The organism is Streptomyces sp. NPDC051041 (genome assembly GCF_044456065.1).
In the GTDB taxonomy this organism is placed as follows: Bacteria; Actinomycetota; Actinomycetes; order Streptomycetales; family Streptomycetaceae; genus Streptomyces; species Streptomyces glaucus.
This window is the reverse complement of the sequence record NZ_JBITFM010000001.1, coordinates 449,460-469,136: the sequence shown is the minus strand read 5'-3', so window position 1 is coordinate 469,136 and position 19,677 is coordinate 449,460. Positions and strand designations below refer to the sequence as shown.

The 19,677-nt window shown below is 76.9% G+C and carries 15 protein-coding genes; 5 read left to right on the top strand and 10 right to left on the bottom strand.

What is annotated here, in order from left to right:
* Nucleotides 1–38 precede the first annotated feature (38 nt).
* From ACIBAI_RS02035 to ACIBAI_RS02025, 3 genes are all read left to right on the top strand, one after another.
* Nucleotides 39–2,693, top strand: a complete 2,655-nt coding sequence (locus ACIBAI_RS02035) for an alpha/beta fold hydrolase (protein ID WP_399030481.1) — start codon at nt 39–41, stop codon at nt 2,691–2,693.
* A complete protein-coding gene (locus ACIBAI_RS02030; protein ID WP_399030480.1) occupies nt 2,690–3,553 on the top strand; it encodes an ABC transporter permease in 864 nt (287 codons plus the stop codon). Before ACIBAI_RS02035 ends, ACIBAI_RS02030 begins: the two co-directional genes overlap by 4 nt.
* 374 nt (nt 3,554–3,927) lie before the next feature.
* Nucleotides 3,928–4,503, top strand: a complete 576-nt coding sequence (locus ACIBAI_RS02025; protein ID WP_399030478.1) for a chaplin family protein — start codon at nt 3,928–3,930, stop codon at nt 4,501–4,503.
* Nucleotides 4,504–4,564: 61 nt separating this feature from the next.
* Here the strand turns inward: ACIBAI_RS02025 and ACIBAI_RS02020 are convergent, their stop codons facing one another.
* Nucleotides 4,565–5,848, bottom strand: a complete 1,284-nt coding sequence (locus tag ACIBAI_RS02020; RefSeq protein WP_399030477.1) for an NAD(P)-binding domain-containing protein — start codon at nt 5,846–5,848, stop codon at nt 4,565–4,567.
* 2 nt (nt 5,849–5,850) lie between these two features.
* Entirely contained in the window at nt 5,851–7,098 is a 1,248-nt protein-coding gene (locus ACIBAI_RS02015; protein ID WP_399030475.1) for an ATP-grasp domain-containing protein, read from the bottom strand.
* A gap of 310 nt (nt 7,099–7,408) precedes the next feature.
* On the opposite strand from ACIBAI_RS02015, the gene ACIBAI_RS02010 reads away from it, so the two are divergent.
* Entirely contained in the window at nt 7,409–8,632 is a 1,224-nt protein-coding gene (locus ACIBAI_RS02010) for a glycoside hydrolase family 26 protein (RefSeq protein WP_399030474.1), read from the top strand.
* Nucleotides 8,633–8,775: 143 nt separating this feature from the next.
* Here ACIBAI_RS02010 and ACIBAI_RS02005 read toward each other — a convergent pair whose 3' ends face one another.
* Genes ACIBAI_RS02005 through ACIBAI_RS01970 form a run of 8 tightly spaced genes read right to left on the bottom strand, consistent with a single transcriptional unit; the run spans nt 8,776 to nt 18,285 of the window.
* Complete coding sequence (locus ACIBAI_RS02005) at nt 8,776–9,432, bottom strand: lipopolysaccharide biosynthesis protein (RefSeq protein ID WP_399030473.1); 657 nt, start codon at nt 9,430–9,432, stop codon at nt 8,776–8,778.
* On the bottom strand, nt 9,429–10,583 hold the full coding sequence (locus tag ACIBAI_RS02000; protein ID WP_399030472.1) for a glycosyltransferase: 1,155 nt from the start codon (nt 10,581–10,583) through the stop codon (nt 9,429–9,431). The genes ACIBAI_RS02005 and ACIBAI_RS02000 overlap by 4 nt, the downstream gene beginning before the upstream one ends.
* A gap of 1 nt (nt 10,584) precedes the next feature.
* Nucleotides 10,585–11,358 (bottom strand): polysaccharide deacetylase family protein, encoded by a 774-nt coding sequence (locus tag ACIBAI_RS01995; RefSeq protein WP_399030471.1) that lies wholly within the window; start codon nt 11,356–11,358, stop codon nt 10,585–10,587.
* A complete protein-coding gene (gene murJ / locus ACIBAI_RS01990) occupies nt 11,333–13,030 on the bottom strand; it encodes a murein biosynthesis integral membrane protein MurJ (protein ID WP_399030470.1) in 1,698 nt (565 codons plus the stop codon). Before murJ ends, ACIBAI_RS01995 begins: the two co-directional genes overlap by 26 nt.
* Complete coding sequence (locus tag ACIBAI_RS01985) at nt 13,027–14,373, bottom strand: O-antigen ligase family protein (RefSeq protein ID WP_399030469.1); 1,347 nt, start codon at nt 14,371–14,373, stop codon at nt 13,027–13,029. Before ACIBAI_RS01985 ends, murJ begins: the two co-directional genes overlap by 4 nt.
* Nucleotides 14,374–14,378: 5 nt before the next feature.
* The gene (locus ACIBAI_RS01980) at nt 14,379–15,806 is read right to left on the bottom strand and encodes an exopolysaccharide biosynthesis polyprenyl glycosylphosphotransferase (RefSeq protein WP_399030468.1); all 1,428 of its coding nucleotides are present in this window, start codon (nt 15,804–15,806) and stop codon (nt 14,379–14,381) included.
* Nucleotides 15,803–17,119 (bottom strand): glycosyltransferase, encoded by a 1,317-nt coding sequence (locus ACIBAI_RS01975; protein WP_399030467.1) that lies wholly within the window; start codon nt 17,117–17,119, stop codon nt 15,803–15,805. The genes ACIBAI_RS01980 and ACIBAI_RS01975 overlap by 4 nt, the downstream gene beginning before the upstream one ends.
* Before the next feature lie 50 nt (nt 17,120–17,169).
* Nucleotides 17,170–18,285: a DUF3344 domain-containing protein gene (locus ACIBAI_RS01970; RefSeq protein WP_399030466.1), complete on the bottom strand. Its 1,116-nt coding sequence runs from the start codon at nt 18,283–18,285 to the stop codon at nt 17,170–17,172.
* Between the two features lie 440 nt (nt 18,286–18,725).
* Here ACIBAI_RS01970 and ACIBAI_RS01965 point away from each other — a divergent pair, with 440 nt between their 5' ends.
* Nucleotides 18,726–19,532, top strand: a complete 807-nt coding sequence (locus ACIBAI_RS01965; protein ID WP_399030465.1) for a hypothetical protein — start codon at nt 18,726–18,728, stop codon at nt 19,530–19,532.
* Nucleotides 19,533–19,677: the final 145 nt, after the last annotated feature.

Genomic DNA, 19,677 nt, shown 5'->3' with positions numbered 1-19,677 from the left:
GACACCTTCCCGACAGGTTCACCCCGTACCGTTGACGCATGGATCTTCGACTGCCCGGACGGCTGTCCGGACGGCTGCGGGGGCCCCGGCGCCTGCTGGCCGCCGGGGCCGCGGTGGCCGTCCTCGCCGGTTTCGGCACGTGGACGGCCACCGCCTCCGACGAGGCGCCCGCGGTGCACCGCACCGACCGGGTCGTGGCCGTGGGCGACGGGGTGCGCCTGGACACCTCGTACTTCACCGCCGGCCCGGCCGGCCGCCGCCCGGCCGTCCTGCTGGCGCACGGCTTCGGCGGCAGCAAGGACGACGTACGGCAGCAGGCGGAGCACCTCGCCGAGGACGGCTACGCGGTGCTGACCTGGTCGGCGCGCGGCTTCGGGAAGTCGACCGGGCGGATCGGGCTGAACGACCCCGACGGCGAGGTCGCCGACGTCTCCAGGCTGATCGACTGGCTGGCGCGGCAGCCGCAGGTCGAACTCGACCGGTCCGGCGACCCGCGGGTGGGCGTGGCGGGCGCCTCCTACGGCGGCGCGATCGCGCTGCTGGCGGCCGGGCACGACGACCGGGTGGACGCCATCGCCCCGGCGATCACCTACTGGAACCTCGCGGACGCCCTGTTCCCGAACGGCGTCTTCAAGAAGCTGTGGGCCGGGATCCTCGTCAACTCCGGCGGCGGCTGCGAGCGGTTCGAGCCGCTGCTGTGCCGGATGTACGAGCGGGTGGCCGCGTCCGGCGCGCCGGACGCGCAGGCCCGCGCCCTGCTCCAGGAGCGCTCCCCGGCGGCCGTCGGCGACCGCATCGAGGTGCCGACCCTGCTGGTGCAGGGCCAGACCGACTCCCTCTTCCCGCTCGGCCAGGCCGACGCCGCCGCGCGCGCGATCCGCGCCAACGGCGCCCCCGTCGCCGTCGACTGGATCGCGGGCGGACACGACGGCGGCGACCTGGAGAGCGGCCGCGTCCGGTCCCGCGTCGCGGCCTGGTTCGACCGCTACCTGAAGGACGACGAGACGGCCGGCACCGGCCCCGCCTTCCGCGTCACCCGCACCCTGGGCACCGGCACCGGCGACGGCGAGCCCCGCCTCGGCGGCACGGGCGCCGACACCTACCCCGGCCTGGCGGGCGCCCTGCGCCCCGTCGCCCTCACCGGCCGCGAGCAGAGCTTCGCCAACCCGGCCGGCGCCAGCCCGCCCGCCGTCTCCGCCCTGCCCGGCCTCGGCTCCTCGGCCGGCCTGTCCCAGCTGTCCTCGCTCGGCGTCGGCGTCTCCCTGGACTTCCCGGGCCAGTTCGCCGCGTTCGACTCGGCCCCCCTGGAGGACGACCTCCAGATCACCGGCTCGCCCAGGGTGACCGTCCACGTGCGGTCCACGAGCGACGACGCCGTGCTCTTCGCCAAGGTGTACGACGTCGGCCCGGACGGCACCCGGCCGGTGCTGCCCGCCCAGCTGGTCGAGCCCCTGCGGGTGACGGGCGCGAAGGCCGGCAAGGACGTCACGGTCACCCTGCCCGCCGTCGACCACCGGGTCGAGGCCGGCCACCGCCTGCGGCTGGTCCTGTCCTCCACCGACCTCGGCTACGCCTCCCCGACGGCCCCCGCCACGTACACGGTCTCCGTCAGGGGCGACCTGGCGGTGCCGGCGGCCCTCGGCCCGGAGAAGCCGGCGGCCTCCCTGCCCGCCTGGGTGTGGTGGGCCCCGCTCGCCGGCGCGGCCGCCGCGCTGGCCCTGCTGCTGACCGCCCGCCGCCGCACCGCGGCGCCCGCCCCCGACCCCGCGCTGGCCGACGTCCCGCTGCAGATCACCGGCCTGACCAAGCGGTACGCGAAGTCCAGCGACCGGTACGCCGTGCGGGACCTGTCCTTCCGCGTGGAGAAGGGCCAGGTGCTCGGCCTGCTCGGCCCGAACGGCGCCGGGAAGACGACCACCCTGCGCATGCTGATGGGCCTGATCGCACCGGACGGCGGCGAGATCCGCGTCTTCGGCCACGCGATCGTGCCCGGCGCCCCGGTGCTCTCCCGCGTCGGCGCCTTCGTCGAGGGCGCGGGCTTCCTCCCGCACCTGTCCGGACGCGAGAACCTGGAACTGTACTGGCGGGCCACCGGCCGCCCGCCCGAGGACGCCCGCCTCGACGAGGCCCTGGAGATCGCCGGCCTCGGCGACGCCCTCGCCCGCGCGGTCCGCACCTACTCGCAGGGCATGCGCCAGCGCCTGGCCATCGCCCAGGCCATGCTCGGCCTGCCCGACCTGCTCATCCTCGACGAGCCGACCAACGGCCTCGACCCGCCCCAGATCCGCGAGATGCGCGAGGTGATGATCCGCTACGCGGCGGCCGGCCGCACGGTGATCGTCTCCAGCCACCTCCTGGCGGAGGTCGAGCAGACCTGCACCCACCTGGTGGTGATGGACCACGGCCGCCTCGTCCAGGCGGGCCCGGTCCGGGAGATCGTCGGCTCCGGCGACACGCTGCTGGTCGGCACGGCCCGGCCGGTGGACGCGCCGGTCGTCGAGAAGATCGCCGCACTGCCGGGCGTGGCCTCGGCGGTACGCGCCGACGACGGCCTGGTGGTCCGGCTCGACACCGGCGGCAGCGCGCGGCGGCTGATCGCCGACCTCGTGCGGCTGGACGTGCCCGTGGAATCGGTGGGCCCCCACCGCCGCCTCGAAGACGCCTTCCTCACCCTGATCGGAGACCCCGCATGAGCACGCTGGCCGACCGCGCCGAGGCGGCCGACGGCTACCGCGCGGGCCGTACGCTGCCCGTCGGGGTCGAACTGGTCCGGCAGCTGAAGCGGCGGCGCACCCTCGTCATGGGCGGCATCCTGTTCGCCCTGCCGTTCGTCCTGCTCGTCGCCTTCCAGGTCGGCGGCGAACCGGGCGGCGGCAACGACCGGGTCAACCTCATGGACACCGCCACGGTGTCCGGGGCGAACTTCGCCGCCGTCAACCTCTTCGCCGCCGCGGGCTTCCTGCTCGTCGTCCCCGTCGCGCTGTTCTGCGGGGACACCGTCGCCTCGGAGGCGAGCTGGTCGTCCCTGCGCTACCTGCTCGCGGCGCCCGTGCCGCGGGCCCGCCTGCTGTGGTCCAAGCTCGTCGTCGGGCTCGTCCTCAGCCTGGCGGCGATCGTGCTGCTGCCGCTCGTCGCCTACGCCGTCGGCACGGCGGCCTACGGCCCGGGCCCGCTGCAGCTGCCCACCGGCGGCACCCTGCCCACCGGCACCGCCGTATGGCGCCTGCTGGTCGTCACCGCGTACCTCTTCGTGTCCCAGCTGGTCACCGCCGCCCTGGCGTTCTGGCTGTCCACCCGGACGGACGCCCCGCTCGGCGCGGTCGGCGGCGCGGTGGGCCTGACCATCATCGGCAGCGTCCTCGACGAGGTGACCGCCCTCGGCGACTGGCGCAGCGTCCTGCCCGCGCACTGGCAGTACGCCTGGCTCGACGCCGTCCGGCCGCGGCCGGAGTGGACCGACATGATCCAGGGCACGTCCCTGTCGGTCACCTACGCGCTCGTGCTGTTCGCCCTGGCCTTCCGCGGTTTCGCCCGCAAGGACGTGGTGTCGTGACCGCGCGGCGCCCCCGGCGCCCCGCCGGCGGAACCGGCCCGGCCCGGTGAATTCCGGGGACTCCCCCCTCGCGGCGCGGTGCGGGCCGATCGGGTGAACCCGCGCAACCAATTCCCGTGCGCCGGGTTGATGAAGCAGACGCACCTGCCCGAAGCAGGGCGAACGTCAGCCGGGTCCCCGCGCACAGTGCGACCCACGGGTGCGGTGGCCGGGCCAATTTCATCACCGTGCTGAACCCGGCGATCGGCAGCGAGTTCATGTAACGACTGACCGCCCAACGCACCAGCCTTCCGGCTGTGTCATGGCCGGCCCTGGACGTCGATCTCCGTTCCAGGGCCGGCTTTCCCACTTCGCCAAGCAGGAAGACAACCACATTGCGACAGACCCTGAGCAGGGGAGTGTTCGCGGCGGCCGCCGCCACGGGCATTCTGTCCCTGACCGGCAGCCCCGCCCTCGCCGACACGGAAGCGACCGCGGTCGCCCAGGAATCCTCCGGTGCGCTGTCCGGGAACAGCGTGCAGGTGCCCGTCTCCGTGCCGGTGAACGTGTGCGGCAACAGCGTCGGCGCGGCCGCGGCCATCAGCCGCGCGGTCGACAACCACTGCGGCAACGCCTCGTACGGGGCGGAGGACGACTCCTCCGAGTCCTCGTATGGCGACGACGGCTACGGCTACGGAGACGAGGACGAGACGCCGGCGCCGAGCACGCCGCCGGCCACCGGCACCCCGTCCCCCGAGCCGGAAGGCAAGACGCCGCGGCACACGCCTCCCCCCACGCGGACCGCCCAGACGCCGCCCACGATCACGACCGTCAGCGCGCGGCAGCCCGCCGCGCCCCAGCTGGCCAAGACCGGCAGCGCGGAACTCCTGACGGCCTCGGCCGCCGGCGCCGCGCTGATCACGGGCGGTGTGGTGCTCTACCGCCGCAGCCGCGCCGCCTCCCACCGGTAGCCGCTTCCGGGTGCCGGACGTGACGCGCCCGGCACCCGCCCCCTCCCCGGGCGGCGCCCGGTCAGCCGCGCACCGGCGACGGCGACCCGCTGCGGCTGCTGCCGCCCGGCGCGGGGACCGCCCGGCCGGCGGTGACCGCCCGGCCCGCGGGGAGCGCCCCGAGCCGGCGGCGCACCCCGCGGACGAGGGTCGCCGCCGTGAAGGTCGCGCCGTGGACGAAACGCATGGCCGGGCCGAAACCGGAGGCGGTCACCAGCCCCGCCAGGAACAGGCCCGGGTGGGAGGACTCGAAGTCCCGCCCGACCGCCGGAGAGCCGTCGGGCAGCGCCGCCAGCGTCCCGCGCAGCCCGCCGTCGAGCAGGCCGAGCCGGTCGCAGCGCGGCCGGAACCCGGTGGCGGCGATGACGTGCTCGGTCTCCAGAGTGCGCAGGGCGCCCCCGCGGTCCACCGTCTCCAGCCGCACCCCGTCCGGCACCGCGCAGGCCGCGGCGACCTCGTGGCCCGGCAGCAGCTCCACCACGCCCTCCACCCGGTCCCGCACCCACCAGGCGCCCGCCGGCCCCAGCGCCGTCGTCGCGATGCGGGCCCGGGCCTGTTCCGGCAGCCGCCGGAACAGGCCGGGGCGCTCGGCGTAGAACCAGTTCCGCCAGCCGGGGCCGAGACCGCTGTGCGGGGAGCGGACCGACTGCCACCAGGGGCGCTCCCAGGGCGGCGGCACGTCGTTCCACACCAGCCGCTCCGCCCGCGCCAGCACCCGCACGCGGGTGCCCTGCTCGGCGAGCAGCGCCGCGGTCTCCAGAGCCGCCTGGCCGCCGCCGACCACCGTGACGTCCCGGCCGCGGAACCGGTCGAGGTCGCTGTGGTGGCTGCTGTGCGTCACCAGGGCGGGGTGCAGTCCGCGCAGGGCCTGCGGCACCTCGACGAACGGCATCACCCCGACCGCCAGCGCCACCGTCCGCGCGTGCAGCTCCTCCCCGTCCTCGGTGAGAGCCGTGAAGCCGCCGGGGCCGGGCGCCACCCGGGTCACCGTGCGCTCGTCCACCTCCGGCACGGCGTGCCGCGCGAACCACAGGCCGTACGCCGCGAACTCCTCCACCGGGATCGGCTGCGCGTGACGCGCCGTCAGGCCGTGCTCCGCGCAGTACGCGTCCAGGCGCCAGCGCCCGGCCGGATCGGAGAGGTTGGACGCCCACGGCTCCGACTTGAGGAACATGCCGCGGGGCATGTTGTCCCGCCAGGACGCCATGGGCCGGCCGAACACCCGGAGGTTCAGCCCGGCGGCCGCGGCGTGGGACGCGATCGACAGGCCGTACGGGCCTGCGCCCACCACCAGAAGGTCGTACATCGTCAACTGCTCGCTTTCTCGTCGTCGGTAAGGGAGGGCGAGGCCGCCCGGGGGGCCGGCACCGGCGCCGCCGTGCCCGCGCCGATCCGCTCGCGCAGCCGGCGGGACACATGGCGGCACCACTGGGCCCACATCGCCCATCCGGGGCCGCGGTCGTCCCGGGCGTACCAAGCCAGTTCGCGTCCGGCCGGCGCCGTGCGCAGCGCGGCGAGCGGCGCGTAGTTCTCCACCACGAACGTCCGCCCCGGCACCGGGGCGCCGGCCGGCAGCGGGCGGCCCGTCAGGTCCAGGTGCAGGGCCCGTACGACGTCCAGGCCCGCGCCGTCCGCGAAGAGCCGGAACTGGGCGCCGGGGCGCGGGTTGAAGTCGAGCAGGTGATAGCGGCCCGTGGTGCCGCAGCGGCGGAAGTCCAGGTCGAGGACGCCGCGGTAGCCCAGCGCGTCGACGAGCCGCTCGGCCGCCGCCCGCACCTGCGGGTTGGGCGTCCAGCGGCCCACCGCGGTCAGCCCCGCCCCGCGCGGCCAGGCCAGCTGCTTGCGGCCCGGGCCGCCCGCCCGCACGGTGCCCGCGTGGTCGGCGTAGCCGTGGAAGAACCAGTCCCGGTCCGGCCCCGGCGGCAGGTACGCCTGCAGCAGCAGCCGGCTGCCCGCCTCCCCGGTGCGCAGGTACAGCTCCCGGGCCTGCTGCTCGGAGCGCACCGGCACCGTGCTGCGCAGCCCGCTGCCGGCCGGCAGCAGCCAGGGCCGGCTCCACTTCGCCACCAGCGGCAGCCCGAGCCGCCGCGCGGCGGCGGCGGCCTCCGCCGCGCTGTCCGGGACCAGCGTCAGCGGGTGCGGGACGTCCGCGGACGCGCACACGGCGGCCAGTTCCGCCTTGTCCGCGACGCGCTCGGGCAGCGCGGGCGGCATCGCCGGCAGCAGGTAGGAGGGCGTCAGCGCGTCCCGCAGGCGGGCCACGGCGACGGCGCCGGCGTCGTCCATCGGGACCAGGACGGCGGGGCGCGCGATCAGGCCGGCCACGCGGCGCAGCACGGCGAGGACGTCGTCGGGGGACGCTCCCGGCAGCGGCGGCGGGTGCATCCGGTGCACGTAACGCGACCGGTGGACCGGACTTCTCACCGCGTCGGCGACGACGTGCACCTCCACTCCGGCCCGGCCGAGCGAGCGCACGGCGCCCAGCGTGCCGTGGTGGAAGGGATTCTGATCGATCCGCAGCAGTACGGCGGGGACGCGGGTGTCGAGGAACGACACGATTCTCTCTTTCTCCTGGGCGAATTCACCGGACCTGTTTCCGGCGGACCTGTTTCCGGCGGACCGGCTTCCTTCGATTCGCCTCTCCTGGCCGGCTTCCCGCGGATCGGCTTCCGCCGGGCCGGCTTCCTTCGGGTCGGTTCCTTCCTGGTGGGTTTCCTCGGGATCGGCTCACCCGCACGGGCGGGCGCGGCACTCGAAAGCCCCAACGGCGGTGGCGCCGCCGGTTCCCCTGTGTCTGACTTCCTGTGACGGCTGGTCAGCAGAAGGACGAGGGCTGAGGGCCGGACGAGAGAGGAGAGGTGCAGGCATGGCTCCACACCACAAGCGGGTCCGGGCCGGCCGGCTGGCCGCGGGCGCGGTGGTGGTCGCCGCGTCGGCCGCCCTGGCGTCCGGTCCCCGGGCCGGAGTGGGGGTGGTACCGGCCGACGACGCCCGCGCCCCGGCACCGGTCCCGGCCCCGGCGACCACCCCGGCAGGGGGCGAGCGGCCCCCGGCCTTCGGCGCCTTCCTCGGCTCCGACGCCCGCGGCGTGGCCCGCATGCCGCTGTTCAGCCACTGGCTGGGCGGCGCCGAGCTCCGCGTCGGCCACACCTACCTGCCCGGCCACCGCTGGCGCGACATCGAGGGCGCCCCCGGCTTCCTCGACGCGTGGGCGCACTGGCGCAACCAGGACCCCGACCGGATGCTCGTCCTCAACGTCCCCCTGCAGGAGCGCAACGAGGAGGGCGTCTCCGACGACGAGGTCCGGCGGCTGCTGCGGCAGGGCGCGGCCGGGGAGTTCGACCACCACTTCCGCGCCCTCGCCGAGCGGCTGGTCGGCCTGGGGGTGCCGGACACGGTCCTCGTGCTCGGCTGGGAGATGAACGGCACCACGTACACCCATCGCTGCGGGCCGGACCCGCAGGCCTGGAAGACGTACTGGAACAGGGTCGTCACCACCATGCGGTCGGTGCCGGGGCAGAGGTTCCGGTTCGATTTCGCGCCGAGCCGCGGCAGGGACGCCGTCCCCTGGACGGAGTGCTATCCGGGGGACGACACGGTCGACATCATCGGCATGGACTCCTACGACCAGCCGGCCGGAATGCCGTTCGACCGGCAGGTGGACGAGCCCTACGGGCTGCGGGCGCACGTGGAGTTCGCGAAGGCCCACGGCAAGGCCGTCTCGTATCCCGAGTGGGGGCTCTTCCGCAACGGCGACAACCCCGAGTACATGCGGCGCATGCTCGCGTGGATCGCCGAGCACCGGCCGCTCTACCACACGCTGACCGACTACTGCCCGCACGGTGTGTGGCGGTGCGCCGACAACCCGCGGTCGGCCGAGCTCTACCGGTCCTTCCTCGCCGGCGGCACCGGCGAGGCGACCCCGGCCCCGGCACCCACGCCCACACCCACACCCGCACCCGAGCCCACCGCGCCCGCCGTGCCGCCGCCCCCGAAGGGCTGCACGCCGCTGGACCTGGGCAGCTGGGTGGAGCACTGGCTCGGCGGGAAGCTCTGCCTCCGCTTCGACTGGTGGTCGCGTGACCGCTAGCGATCCGGCCGGCGGCGGCCGGTCCGTGCCGGGACCCGCCGTCACCACCGGGCGGCGCCGCCCGCACGGCCGCTTCCGGTCCGGGGCCGGCTCGGCGCGGGCGCCGCGCCCCGCGGGAGCGGGCCCGGCCGGGTCCGCCGGCGTCACCGCTGCCCCCGCGCGTCGGCGGCGGCCGCCGGGCCGGGCACCGAGGCGGTGGGGACGGGATCGTCGTCCCGGCCGGCCCCGCGCGGCCGCGCCAGCAGGGCCAGCCCGCCCAGCAGCCCGCCCGCGCTCGCGCCCACCAGCGTGGTCACCCCCGACGACGCGGACGCCGGCTCGCTCGGCTCGACCGCCCGCGAGAACTGCACCAGCCGGACCCGGGTGCTGCTCCGGCTGTCGTCCGCGTGCCGGGTCAGCGCCCGGGAGACGGCGTTGGCCATGTCGACGGCGAGGCCGGGATGCTCGGAGGTGGCCGAGACGGCGACCATCGGCGCGTCCGGCGAGGTCGCCGTGCGCACGCTGCGCTGCAGGGTCCGCACCGGCACGCCCGCCCACGCCTGCGCGTCCCCGAGCACCGCGAGCTGCGTGGCGACCCGGCCGTACGCCTGCGCGAAACCGAGGGCGGCGTCCGGGGTGGACCGCTCGGTCGGCACGGCGACGACGTAGCTGGTGGCCGTGTACGCCGGAGGGGTGAGCACGCCGTACGCGCCGCCGAGCAGGCCCCCGGCGAAGACGCAGGCCGCGAGCACGGACCAGGGCGGCAGCCCCCTGACGCGGTCCAGGGACAGGCGGCGCCGACGGGGCGGAGTGTCGATCATGAGGGACTGACTCCCAGAGGTGAGAGGGACGACGACGAACTGCGGACCGCTGCCGCGTACACGTCCATGAGGCGGGCCGCGCTGCGGGTGATGCTGTAGCGGTGCGCGGCCTCCGGCGCCGTGCGCGGCCCCGGACCCGCCGCGCGGACCCCGGCGATCGCACGGGCGTACGCCTCCGGGCCGCCGCGCACGCGCCGGGCCCCGGTGACGGCCGACGGCGGCAGGTCCTCGATCGCCGGGCAGGAGGCGTAGAGCACGGGCAGGCCGGACGCCAGCGCCTCCACGGCCGCCAGGCCGAACGCCTCCTCCGCGGACGGGGACGCCAGCAGGTCCATCGCGCAGACGAGCGCGGGCAGGTCGGGGCCCGGGGAGCCGTCGGGGACGTAGGGGCGCTCGCCGGTGAACAGGACGCGGCCGGCCACACCGGCCTCGTGGGCGGTGCGGCGCAGGACGTGCTCCTCGGGGCCGCCGCCCACCAGCAGCAGCCAGTGGTCGTCCGGGAGCCGGGCGAGCGCGCGGACCAGGACGTCGAACCGCTTGCCCGGGGCGAGCCGCCCGACGCCGCCGACGACGTACGCGTCCCCGGGCAGCCCGAGGCGCCGGCGGGTGCGCTCGCGCCGCTCCGGGTCGAAGCGGAAGCGGTCCAGGTCGATGCCGTTCGGGACGACCTCGATGCGGGGCGCGGGCACGCCCCAGCGTTCGAGGCGGCCGGCCACCGCCGGGGAGACGGCGACCGTCGTCCGGCCGAGCCGCTCGCTGGCGAGGTACAGCGCCCGCACCCCCGCCGTCAGCCTGCGGCCCTCCATCTGCGACTCGCCCAGGGAGTGCTCGGTGGCGACGACCGCGCGGACTCCGGCGGCCCGCGCGGCGAGCCGGCCGTAGACGCAGGCCCGGTACAGGTGGGTGTGCACCAGGTCGTAGCCGCCGGCGCGGATCAGCCGGACCAGGCGGGGCAGCGCGGCCAGGTCGCGGTTGCCGCCCATGCCCAGGTGCGTGACGCGCACCCCGTCGGCGGCCAGCCCCTCGGCGACCGCACCGGGGTTGGTGAGCGTCACGACGTCGCAGTCGACGGGCAGGTGACGCAGCAGCAGGCGCAGCTGCTGCTCGGCCCCGCCGACGCCGAGACCGGTGATGATGTGCAGGGCCCTCATCTCACAGGCCCTCCACCGGGCGCCGCCGCAGCCGGTGCAGCCGGTGCTTCAGGTACAGCCGCCAGGCCGTGTCGTGCTGCCCGACGTGCACCCGCGGCAGGGCGTGCGGGCCGGTCAGCGGGCCGGGGTCGATGGCGCAGGCGTAGGCGTACCCGGCCTCCCGCACGGCCGTGACGGCGCGGGCGTCGACCGTGCCGTACGGGTAGCAGAAGCCGTCCACCGGGGCGCCGGTCAGCTCCGCGAGCCGGGCGCGGCTCTCGACGACCTCGGCCTTCAGGGTGAGGTCGTCCGCCTCGGCGAGGTCGACGTGGGTGAGCCCGTGGGAGCCGATCTCCACGCCCTCGGCGGCCGCCCGCCGGACGCCGTCCGCGTCCAGCAGCGGCTTGCGCGGGCCGAGCGGGTCCCAGGCGTTGTCGCCGCCGAGCCGTCCGGGCAGCACGAAGAGGGTGGCGGTGCACTCCCAGCGGCGCAGCAGCGGCAGGGCGGCGGTGACGAAGTCGGCGTACCCGTCGTCGAAGGTGAGCCCGACCAGGTCCCGCCCCGCGCCCCGGGCGCGGGCGGCGAGCAGCTCGGCCACGGACACGCCGCGCAGTCCGCGCCGGCGCAGCCAGGCCAGCTGCCGGCCGAGCCGCTCGGGCGTGACCGTGATGCGGTACGGGTCGTCCGAGCAGTCGCCCACCGAGTGGTACATCGCCACCCACGGGACCGGGCCCGGGCGGGGGGCGGGGAGCCCGCCGGCGGGGGCGGAGTCAACGGGACCGACGGAAGCAGCCATGGGCGAGCCTTCTCGTGACGGCGCGTACGGAGCGCGCAGCGGATGCGGAGCCCTGGGCGCCCAGGGCCCGGGCGAGCGGGACGAACACGGCGGTCACGGTCAGGCAGCCGGCCGCGAGCCCCGCCGCCGGGGAGGTGAACCGGCCGGCGGCGAACGCCCCGGCGAGGGTGGCGGCGACCGCCGCGCACCCGGGCTTGGCCAGTTCGGCCAGCACCGGCCGGACACGGACCGAGACGCCGCGGGGGCCGGTGCGCCGCGTGGTGCGCAGGCCGGTGAGCAGCAGGGCGGCCGTGACGGTGATGCCGAGGGCGTTGGCGGCGGCGATCCCCGCCACGCCCCAGGCGCCCGCGGTCACGGCGCCGAGCACGCACGTCACCGCGACGCCCGCGGCCATCACGCCGACGGGGTACCAGCTGGGCCGGCCCGCCGAGAAGTACGAGCGGACCAGGGCGCCCACCAGGGTCTGGCCCAGCAGCCCGAGCGCGTACACGCGCATGACGTCCGCCGTCGCCGCGGTGTCGCCCGCGGTGAACGCGCCCCGCTGGAAGAGCAGTTCGATCATCTGCGGGGCGCAGGCGATCACCGCGCACATGCCCAGCAGCACCACGCCGGAGGCCAGCGCCAGATCCCGCTCCACCCGGCTGCGCGCCCGTTCGGTGTCGCCGTCCGCGAGCGCCCGCGCCACCACGGGGAAGGTGACGGTGCACAGCATCAGCGACAGCGTCATCGGGATCTGGGCGACCTTCTGCGCGTAGTTCAGGTGCGAGATGGCCCCGGCGGGCAGGTCGGAGGCGAGGAAGCGTTCGACGAGGACCTGCGACTGGCGGCACAGCGCGAACAGCAGCACGGCGGCGACCAGGGCCGGCCGCATCGGCCGCTCCCCGGCATCGGGGCCGGCCTCGCCCGGGGCCGGCGTACGCGCTCTCAGCTGCCGCCACAGCGACGGCAGCTGCACCGCCACCATCAGGCAGCCGCCCGCCGCGACCCCGGCCGCGGCGGAGCGCACGCCCCAGCGCTCGCCGAACAGGAACATCGCGGTGATGATGCCGGTGTTGTAGGCGACGTAGATCGCGGCGGGCGCCACGAAGCGGCGGTGCGCCCGCAGGGCGGCGCTGCAGTACCCGGCGAGCCCGAAGGCCAGCACGCAGGTCGCCGTGATCCGGGTGCAGTCGGCGGCCAGGCCGGGGTCGGGCAGGCCGGGCGCGAGGACCCGGACCAGGTAGGGGGCCGTGCCGGCGACCAGCGCGGCCACCGCGGCGAAGGCGAGGCACAGCCGGGGCAGCGTGGCGGCGACCAGGGCGCGCACCGGGTCGCCCGCGGCGCCCCGGGCGCGGCGGGCCAGCGCCATGCTGAACGCCGGGATCAGCGCGATCGACAGCCCGTCCTCGATGAGCAGGGTGGCGGCCAGCTCCGGCACGGTCCACGCGACCAGGAAGGCGTCCGTGTCGCTCCCGGCCCCGAACAGCCGCGCCAGCGCCTGGTCGCGCACCAGGCCGAGCAGGGAGCCGGCGACGGACAGCGCCGCCGTCACCAGCGCCGCCCGGGCGAGGAACCGCCCGGAGGCGGGGGCCGGGTCGGCGCCGGCCCCGGCGGTGACGGCGGTCCGTGCCGCGGGGACGGTCGCCGTGCCGTCCGTGCCGGGACCGGAGGATCGTGGGGGCACCACCGTCATCGCGCCGGGACCTCCCCGACGCGCCCGCGCGCCCCGGCCCGCTCCCCGTCCGCCCGCGCGTCGCCGGCCAGCGCCCACCACGCCACGAGCCCCAGGGCCACGGCGGTCAGCACGGTCGAGGAGCCGCCGATGTCCCCGTACCCGAAGTCGGTCAGCAGCCAGACCAGCAGCCCGCAGGCGACGAGCCCGCAGTCCGGCCCCGGACCGCGGGCGCGGCGGCGGCCGCGCACCAGCCGCCGCACCCCGCGCACCAGCAGCGCCAGCCAGCTCCCGGCGAGCGCGAGCAGCCCGACCAGGCCCTGCTCGCTCAGCACCAGCAGGTACATGTTGTGCGGCGACAGCAGCGCCTGCCTCTGGTACGGCACCCCCGCGCCGTCGATGTCGCTGCCCGACGACAGCGCCAGGGTGGCGTGCCCGTCCCGGTGCTCGGGGAAGCCCTTCAGCCCGACGCCGGTCAGCGGATGCTCGCGCCAGATGCCGGCGGCGGCCCCCCACAGGGCGTACCGGTCGACGACGGACTGGTCGGGGGCGTCGGCGACCCGCGCGATGCTGTCGACGCGCTGCTGCAGCGAGTCCGTGCCCACGCCGAACCCGCCCACCAGGACCACGCCGGCGGCGGCCGCGGCGGCGGCCGCCCTCAGCGCGCGCCGCGGCCCGGCCAGCACCAGCTGCACGGCGCCCGCCACGGCGGTCGCGATCCAGGCGCCCCGGCTGAAGGAGAGCGCGAGCGGCGGCAGCAGGGCCACGGCGCACCCGGCGGCCAGCGTCCGCTGCCGTACGGACGCCGGGCCCAGCGCGATCCCGGCCGCGCACATCAGGCCGAGGGAGACCGCCGTCGCCATGCCCATCACGTCGTGCGGCCCGAAGGTGCCGACCGCCCGGATGTTCTCCCCCTGGTAGGAGGCGCCGGTCCGGGTGACGTACTGGTGCACGCCGACGGCCCCCTGCCACAGCCCGAGCCCGACGAACGACCAGGCCAGCAGCCGGAAGTCGGCCCGGTGGCGGACCAGCAGCAGCACCGCCGCCGGGACGAGCACGAAGACCTGCAGATAGCGTCCCAGGCCGGTCAGCCCGGTCTGGGACGAGGACGCCCCCATGGCGGCGAGCGCCAGCCCCACGACCGGCAGGCCCAGCACCACCGCCGCGGCGGGCGCGAGCGGCCGCCGCCGCTCGCGCAGGGCGAGGAGCACGCAGTACCCCACCGCCAGCCCCGAGACCACGTCGGCGGGCCCCGCGCCGTCCGACGCCGGCGGCAGGGCCAGCACGGCGGGCACGGCCACCAGGGGCAGGACCGGCGCCGCGGCGGCGGCCCGGCGCGAGAGCGGGGTCAGGACGTGGCTCACGTCGGTCAGCTCCCCGTCGGACGCACCAGCGTGGCCGCGGTGCGCAGCAGGATGCACACGTCCTGCCACAGCGACCAGTCGTCGATGTAGGCGTTGTCGAACCGGCAGCGGTCCTCGATCGAGGTGTCGCCGCGCAGCCCGTGGACCTGGGCGAGGCCGGTGACACCGGTCCGCATCCGGTGGCGGTCCGCGTAGCCGGGGTAGGCCTGGCTGAACTGCGCCACGAAGTAGGGGCGTTCGGGCCGCGGCCCGACCAGGCTCATGTCGCCCCGGAGCACGTTCCACAGCTGGAGCAGCTCGTCCAGCGAGGTGCGCCGCAGCATGCGGCAGAACCAGCGCATCTCGTTCTCGTTCGCCACGCTCCACCGGGTCGCCGACTCGTGCTCGTCGGCCGGGCGGTGGGTGCGGAACTTCAGCAGCGTGAACGGCCGCCCGTCCCGGCCGATGCGCTCCTGCCGGAACACCACGCCCGGCCCGTCGCTGATCCGCAGCACCAGCGCGCACGCCAGGATCAGCGGACTCAGCAGCAGCAACAGCGTGCCCGACACGAGGACGTCGAGCAGCCGCTTGCCCGCGCCGCCCCGGCGCCGCGGGCACAGCTCCAGCCGCCGGCAGGCGAAACCGGCCAGCCGCTCCCGCGCCGCGTACGACGGGGCGTCGGCGTCGACCTCCCAGACCGCGCAGCCCGACTCGGCCAGCGCCCGCAGCAGCGGCCCCTGGTCGGCGCGGACGGAGGGGTGCACGGTCAGCACCGCCCGCACCCCGTTCTGGATGACCGCGCGCTCGACCTCCGCGCCGGTCGTCAGCACCGGCAGGCCCTCGGCGCCGTCCGGCTGCCCGGCGACGACCCCCACCGGCCGCACCCCGCACCGCGGGTGGCGCAGCACGGCGGCGGCCACGCGCTGCGCGGTCGCCGCCGGGCCGACGACGAGCGCGGTGTGCGGACGGCGCAGCAGCGCCGCGCGCCGCCGCCCGTGCACGGCCCCGCGCAGCGCGCAGGCCGCCGACGCCTGCAGGGCGAGCCCCGCCAGCACGGTGCCGGCGGACAGCGCGTGCTCCGGCCGGCAGGCCGCCCACACCACCGCGAGCACCAGCCAGGCGACCGCGACGCGGCTCCACACGGCGGGCAGTTCGTCCAGCAGCCCCGGCACCGGCGGCCGGGCCCCGCGCGGGCGCAGCAGCAGCGACACGGCGATCAGCAGGGTGACGAGCAGCGGCTGGCGCTGGGCCTCGGTCAGCGCCGGCGTGCCCGCCACGGCGGCGACGCCGTCCGCGACGAGCAACGGCAGCGGCGAGGCCGGCCGGGCCGGGCGCCGCGGGGCGGGGAGGCGGGGACCGGCGGCGGCGCCGCGCGGCGGCATGACCGAGACGGAGGAGGATCCGCGGCCCCACGGCTGTACGCCGGGGGAGGGGACGGTACGTTCGGCACTCACGGGTGGATGGACTCCCTGTGCTCGGACTCGGCGTGCTGGGGTGCCGGGTGTGCCCGGGCGCCCCGGCCCGCGTCGAGCGGCCGGCCGGGTCCGGCGCCGCGGGCCTCGGCGCTTCTCCGCTCCCGGCCCCGCCCGAGCGGGGGGACCCCCGCCCGGGGCGGGCGCGGGCTCCGGCCGGCGGGCGGCGCGTCGAGCAGGTCGCGGTAGACGTCCGCGATCCGCTCGGCGGTGTGCCGCACGTCGTGGGCGGACAGCACGTGCCGGCGGCCCCGGTCGCCGAGCGATTCGCGCAGCGGCGGGTCGAGCAGCAACTCGGCGACGGCCGCGGCCAGCCGGGCCGGCTGCTCCGGCGGGACCAGGCACCGGGCGGCGAGGGCGGGCGGCAGGCTCTCGCGGGCGCCGTCGACGTCCGTGACCACCACGGCCCGCCCGCAGGCCATCGCCTCCAGCGGGGCCAGCGCCATGCCCTCCCAGCGGGACGGCAGGACGACGAGGTCGGCGGCCTGGTACCACGCGGTGGCGTCGGGGACGGCGCCCGCGAACAGCACGGACCCGGGGGCGTCCGCGCGCAGCCGGTCGCGGTCCGGTCCGTCGCCGACCAGCACCAGGCGGGCGCCGGGCACCCGGCGCACGACCGCCTCCCACGCCCGCAGCAGGACGTCCTGTCCCTTCTGCCGGCACAGCCGGCCCACGCAGACCGCGAGCGGCGCCGCCGGGTCGAGGCCGGCGAGCGGCGCGAGCCCGGCCCGCGCGGTGCCGGCGGCGGCCGGGCGGAAGCGCTCGGGGTCGATGCCGTTGGGGACGACGGCCCAGCGGGCGGCGATCCCGGCGCGCACGCCGGTCGCGCGCTCGGCCTCGCTCACGCACACCACCCGCCCGGCCCACCGCGCGCCCCATCGCTCCCACCGCAGCGCCAGGGCGGCGGTGCCCCCGCCGACCGCCTCGAACGACCAGGCGTGCGGCTGGAAGACCGTCGGGATCCGCCCGCGCACCGCGAGCCGCCCGGCGAGTCCGGCCTTCGCGCTGTGCGCGTGCACCAGGTCGGGGCGCACCTCGCCGGCCACGCGCGCCAGGCACCGCACCTCCCGGGCCAGGGAGGAACCCGGCGACCGCGTCGCGGGCCAGTGCCGCACCGCCGCGCCGAGCGCCCGCACCCCGTCGGCGAACGCGCCGCCGGGGCAGGCCACCGTGACGTCCAGGCCGTCCGCCAGCTGCGCCCGGACCAGGTCCGTCACGACACGCGCGACCCCGCCGTCGACCGGCTGGGTGACGTGCAGGACCCGGGGCCGAAAAGAGGCGGACGACGCGTGCACGGGTGCGGTCTCCTCGCTCACGGAGATGCTCGGGGCGGTGGGCAACGGGTTCAGCGCCGGGCGTCGGCGGCCACGAAGAGCACGCCGGCCCACGCCGCGTCCCGCGAGGACCGGAGCCGGAGGGCCAGCCGGTCCCCGGCGTGCGGCAGCCCGCCCCCGAGGTCGAACACGTCGGAGTCGTAGCCCAGGGTGTTGGCGTACGCGGGCACCCGCACCGGGTCGGCCCCGGGGTCGCTGATGGTGGAGTTCAGCACGTCGTCGCGGGGGTTGGCGGAGTCGGCGAGCGCGGTGGAGGCGGACCCGGACGTCAGGGTGAGCGAGTCGCCGGCGGTGCCGCGGTCGCCGTTGTACGCCACCAGGCCCGCGCGGCCGCCCGCGCCCGCGGGGAAGCCCGCGCCGTCGAGCCGGACCTCCTGGTCCCCGCCGGACCTCAGCGGGGCGAAGCCGTCCCAGAGCGCGAGGTGCCGCAGCGGCTCCGCCGGGTTCTCGTACGCCACCACCAGCGTCCAGCCGCCCCACGCACCGGCCGCCGACCTGCCCATGGCCACGTTGACCTGCGCCACGGTGTACAGGCCCGGCCCGCTGTCCCGCACCAGCGACGTGACGTCCGCCGAGGCCTGGAAGGCGTCCGCGCCGTCCGCCACGCGGTGTCCGACGACCGTGTCCGCGAGCAGTTCCTTGTACTCCCCGCCGGGTTCGGCGATCAGGACCCGCCCGTTGTCCTCCGGCGGCTTCTGCTCGCCCACGCGCAGGTTGCCGCCCCAGTACAGGCGCGCGTACGTCACCCGCGCGCCGGCGGGCAGGCGGACCTCCGCGCGGGAGGAGTTGTAGGTGTTCGGGTCGTGGTCGACATCGGTGTAGAACATGTCGAAATCACCGTTCGCGCCGGCTCCGCCCGCCCGCGCGGCCGGGCACGCGGACGCCGTGTCCCGCCCGGGGTCCGGCGCCTGGGGGGCCGTGCGGCAGCTGATGGACGCGTTGGCCGCGCGCACGATGCCGCCGTGCTGCAGCGCGTGGTACCGCTGGGTGAACGCGAGGGCGTCCGCCTCCGGCGCGGGGGGCGCGGCCGCCGCGGCGGCCGGTGCGCCGACGGGCGTCCACATCGCGGCGAGGGCGAGGACGCCCACGGTTGCGCGGTGCAGCAGCGGACCCAGGGAATGGCACATGACCGTCGGTGCCCTTTCGGAAACGGTTCGGGGTGGCGGAGGGCGGCGCACGCGCGCGGTGTCCGCCTGGCGAAGGGATGGGAGGTCCGCAACTCTAGCCACCAAAAGGACAAACTCGACGAAACGTGGAAAGTGTGTCGGATCGGTGAAACCGATTCCCTCCCCGGCTTCACGCGTTCGGCGGTACGGACACCGCCGAACGATGCGGTCGTTCGGCCCGGCGCCGGCGCCGGCGCTCTCCCGGCGGCCCGCCGCGACGGGTGACCGCCGCCGTCCTCCTCAACGGCCACTGCCTCCGGCCCGCCTGACGCGCCGTCCGGCCGGCCGGACGCGGCGGCCGGGGGAAGCGGGGGCGTCACGAAGGGCCTATGAGCGGTTGCGGGGGCCCGCGGGTGCTTTCACGGTGGGTTCAGACCCAACGCCCGCCGAAAGGAATCCCCATGCGTGCTCTGCCCGCCCGGCGCATCGCGTCCAGCGCGTTGTGCGCCGCCCTCCTGGTCGGGATCACCGGCCCCGCCGCCATGGCGGCCGACTCGGCCCGGGAGCACGGCCGTGCGGCGTCGGCCGGCACCCGGCTCCCCGGCGCGGACGCGCGTCCGGCGGTGGCCGCAGAACTCGACCGAAGCGGTCTCGCCCCGGTCGCCGACCTGCTGACCGCCGTGCTCGAGGAGGACGGCGGCCGGCTGTCGCCCCGCGAGGCCGAGGAACTGGGAGCCGCCGCACGGGCCGCCCTGGCCGACGCGGTCGCCAAGGCCCGGGCGCGCTCGGCCGCGCCGACGGCGTCGGCCCCGGCGACGGGCGCGCTGCCGCCGGCTCTCGCCCGGCCCGAGGAGTCCGAGCGGCGCGCCATCGCCCCGGACGATGAGCTGGAGGACGTGCTGAAGGCCGTCCAGGAAGCCCTCGAAGGCCTTCTGGACGCGGCCACCGCCGAGGACGTCACCGACACCGACGACACCGACGACACCGATGACGCTGCCGACACCGACACCGACATTGACACCGACACCGACGACACCGGCACCGACGACGTCGACGAGGTGATCTCGTCGGTCGACGACCTGCTGACCGAGCTGGACGACCTCCTCGAGGCGCTGGACGGCGCCGACCTCTCGGAGCTGCTCCTGCCCGAACCGGAGGAGTCGCCCAGCGCGTCGGCCCCGACATCGGTGCCTTTGCTGCCGGCCGTGACGCTCCCGGCGCTGCCGGCCGCCACGCCGCTGCCGGCGGTACTGCTGCCGGCCCCGTGAGGTGTGCGGGCGCCGTACGGCACGGCGCCGGCCCGTCCGGTCGTGGGGGGGGGGGGGCGCCCCCGGGCCCCCCCCCCCCCCGGGAAGAAGGAAACGAGACCAAGTGACACACCCAACCACCAAAAACAAAACAACAAAAAAAAAA

Excerpts from the sequence above, each read along its gene's own strand:
- ACIBAI_RS02035 (WP_399030481.1), top strand. The coding sequence starts at position 39 with ATGGATCTTCGACTGCCCGGACGGCTGTCCGGACGGCTGCGGGGGCCC.
- ACIBAI_RS02030 (WP_399030480.1), top strand. The coding sequence starts at position 2,690 with ATGAGCACGCTGGCCGACCGCGCCGAGGCGGCCGACGGCTACCGCGCG.
- ACIBAI_RS02020 (WP_399030477.1), bottom strand. The coding sequence starts at position 5,848 with ATGTACGACCTTCTGGTGGTGGGCGCAGGCCCGTACGGCCTGTCGATC.
- ACIBAI_RS02010 (WP_399030474.1), top strand. The coding sequence starts at position 7,409 with ATGGCTCCACACCACAAGCGGGTCCGGGCCGGCCGGCTGGCCGCGGGC.
- ACIBAI_RS02005 (WP_399030473.1), bottom strand. The coding sequence starts at position 9,432 with ATGATCGACACTCCGCCCCGTCGGCGCCGCCTGTCCCTGGACCGCGTC.
- ACIBAI_RS02000 (WP_399030472.1), bottom strand. The coding sequence starts at position 10,583 with ATGAGGGCCCTGCACATCATCACCGGTCTCGGCGTCGGCGGGGCCGAG.
- ACIBAI_RS01995 (WP_399030471.1), bottom strand. The coding sequence starts at position 11,358 with ATGGCTGCTTCCGTCGGTCCCGTTGACTCCGCCCCCGCCGGCGGGCTC.
- murJ (WP_399030470.1), bottom strand. The coding sequence starts at position 13,030 with ATGACGGTGGTGCCCCCACGATCCTCCGGTCCCGGCACGGACGGCACG.
- ACIBAI_RS01970 (WP_399030466.1), bottom strand. The coding sequence starts at position 18,285 with ATGTGCCATTCCCTGGGTCCGCTGCTGCACCGCGCAACCGTGGGCGTC.
- ACIBAI_RS01965 (WP_399030465.1), top strand. The coding sequence starts at position 18,726 with ATGCGTGCTCTGCCCGCCCGGCGCATCGCGTCCAGCGCGTTGTGCGCC.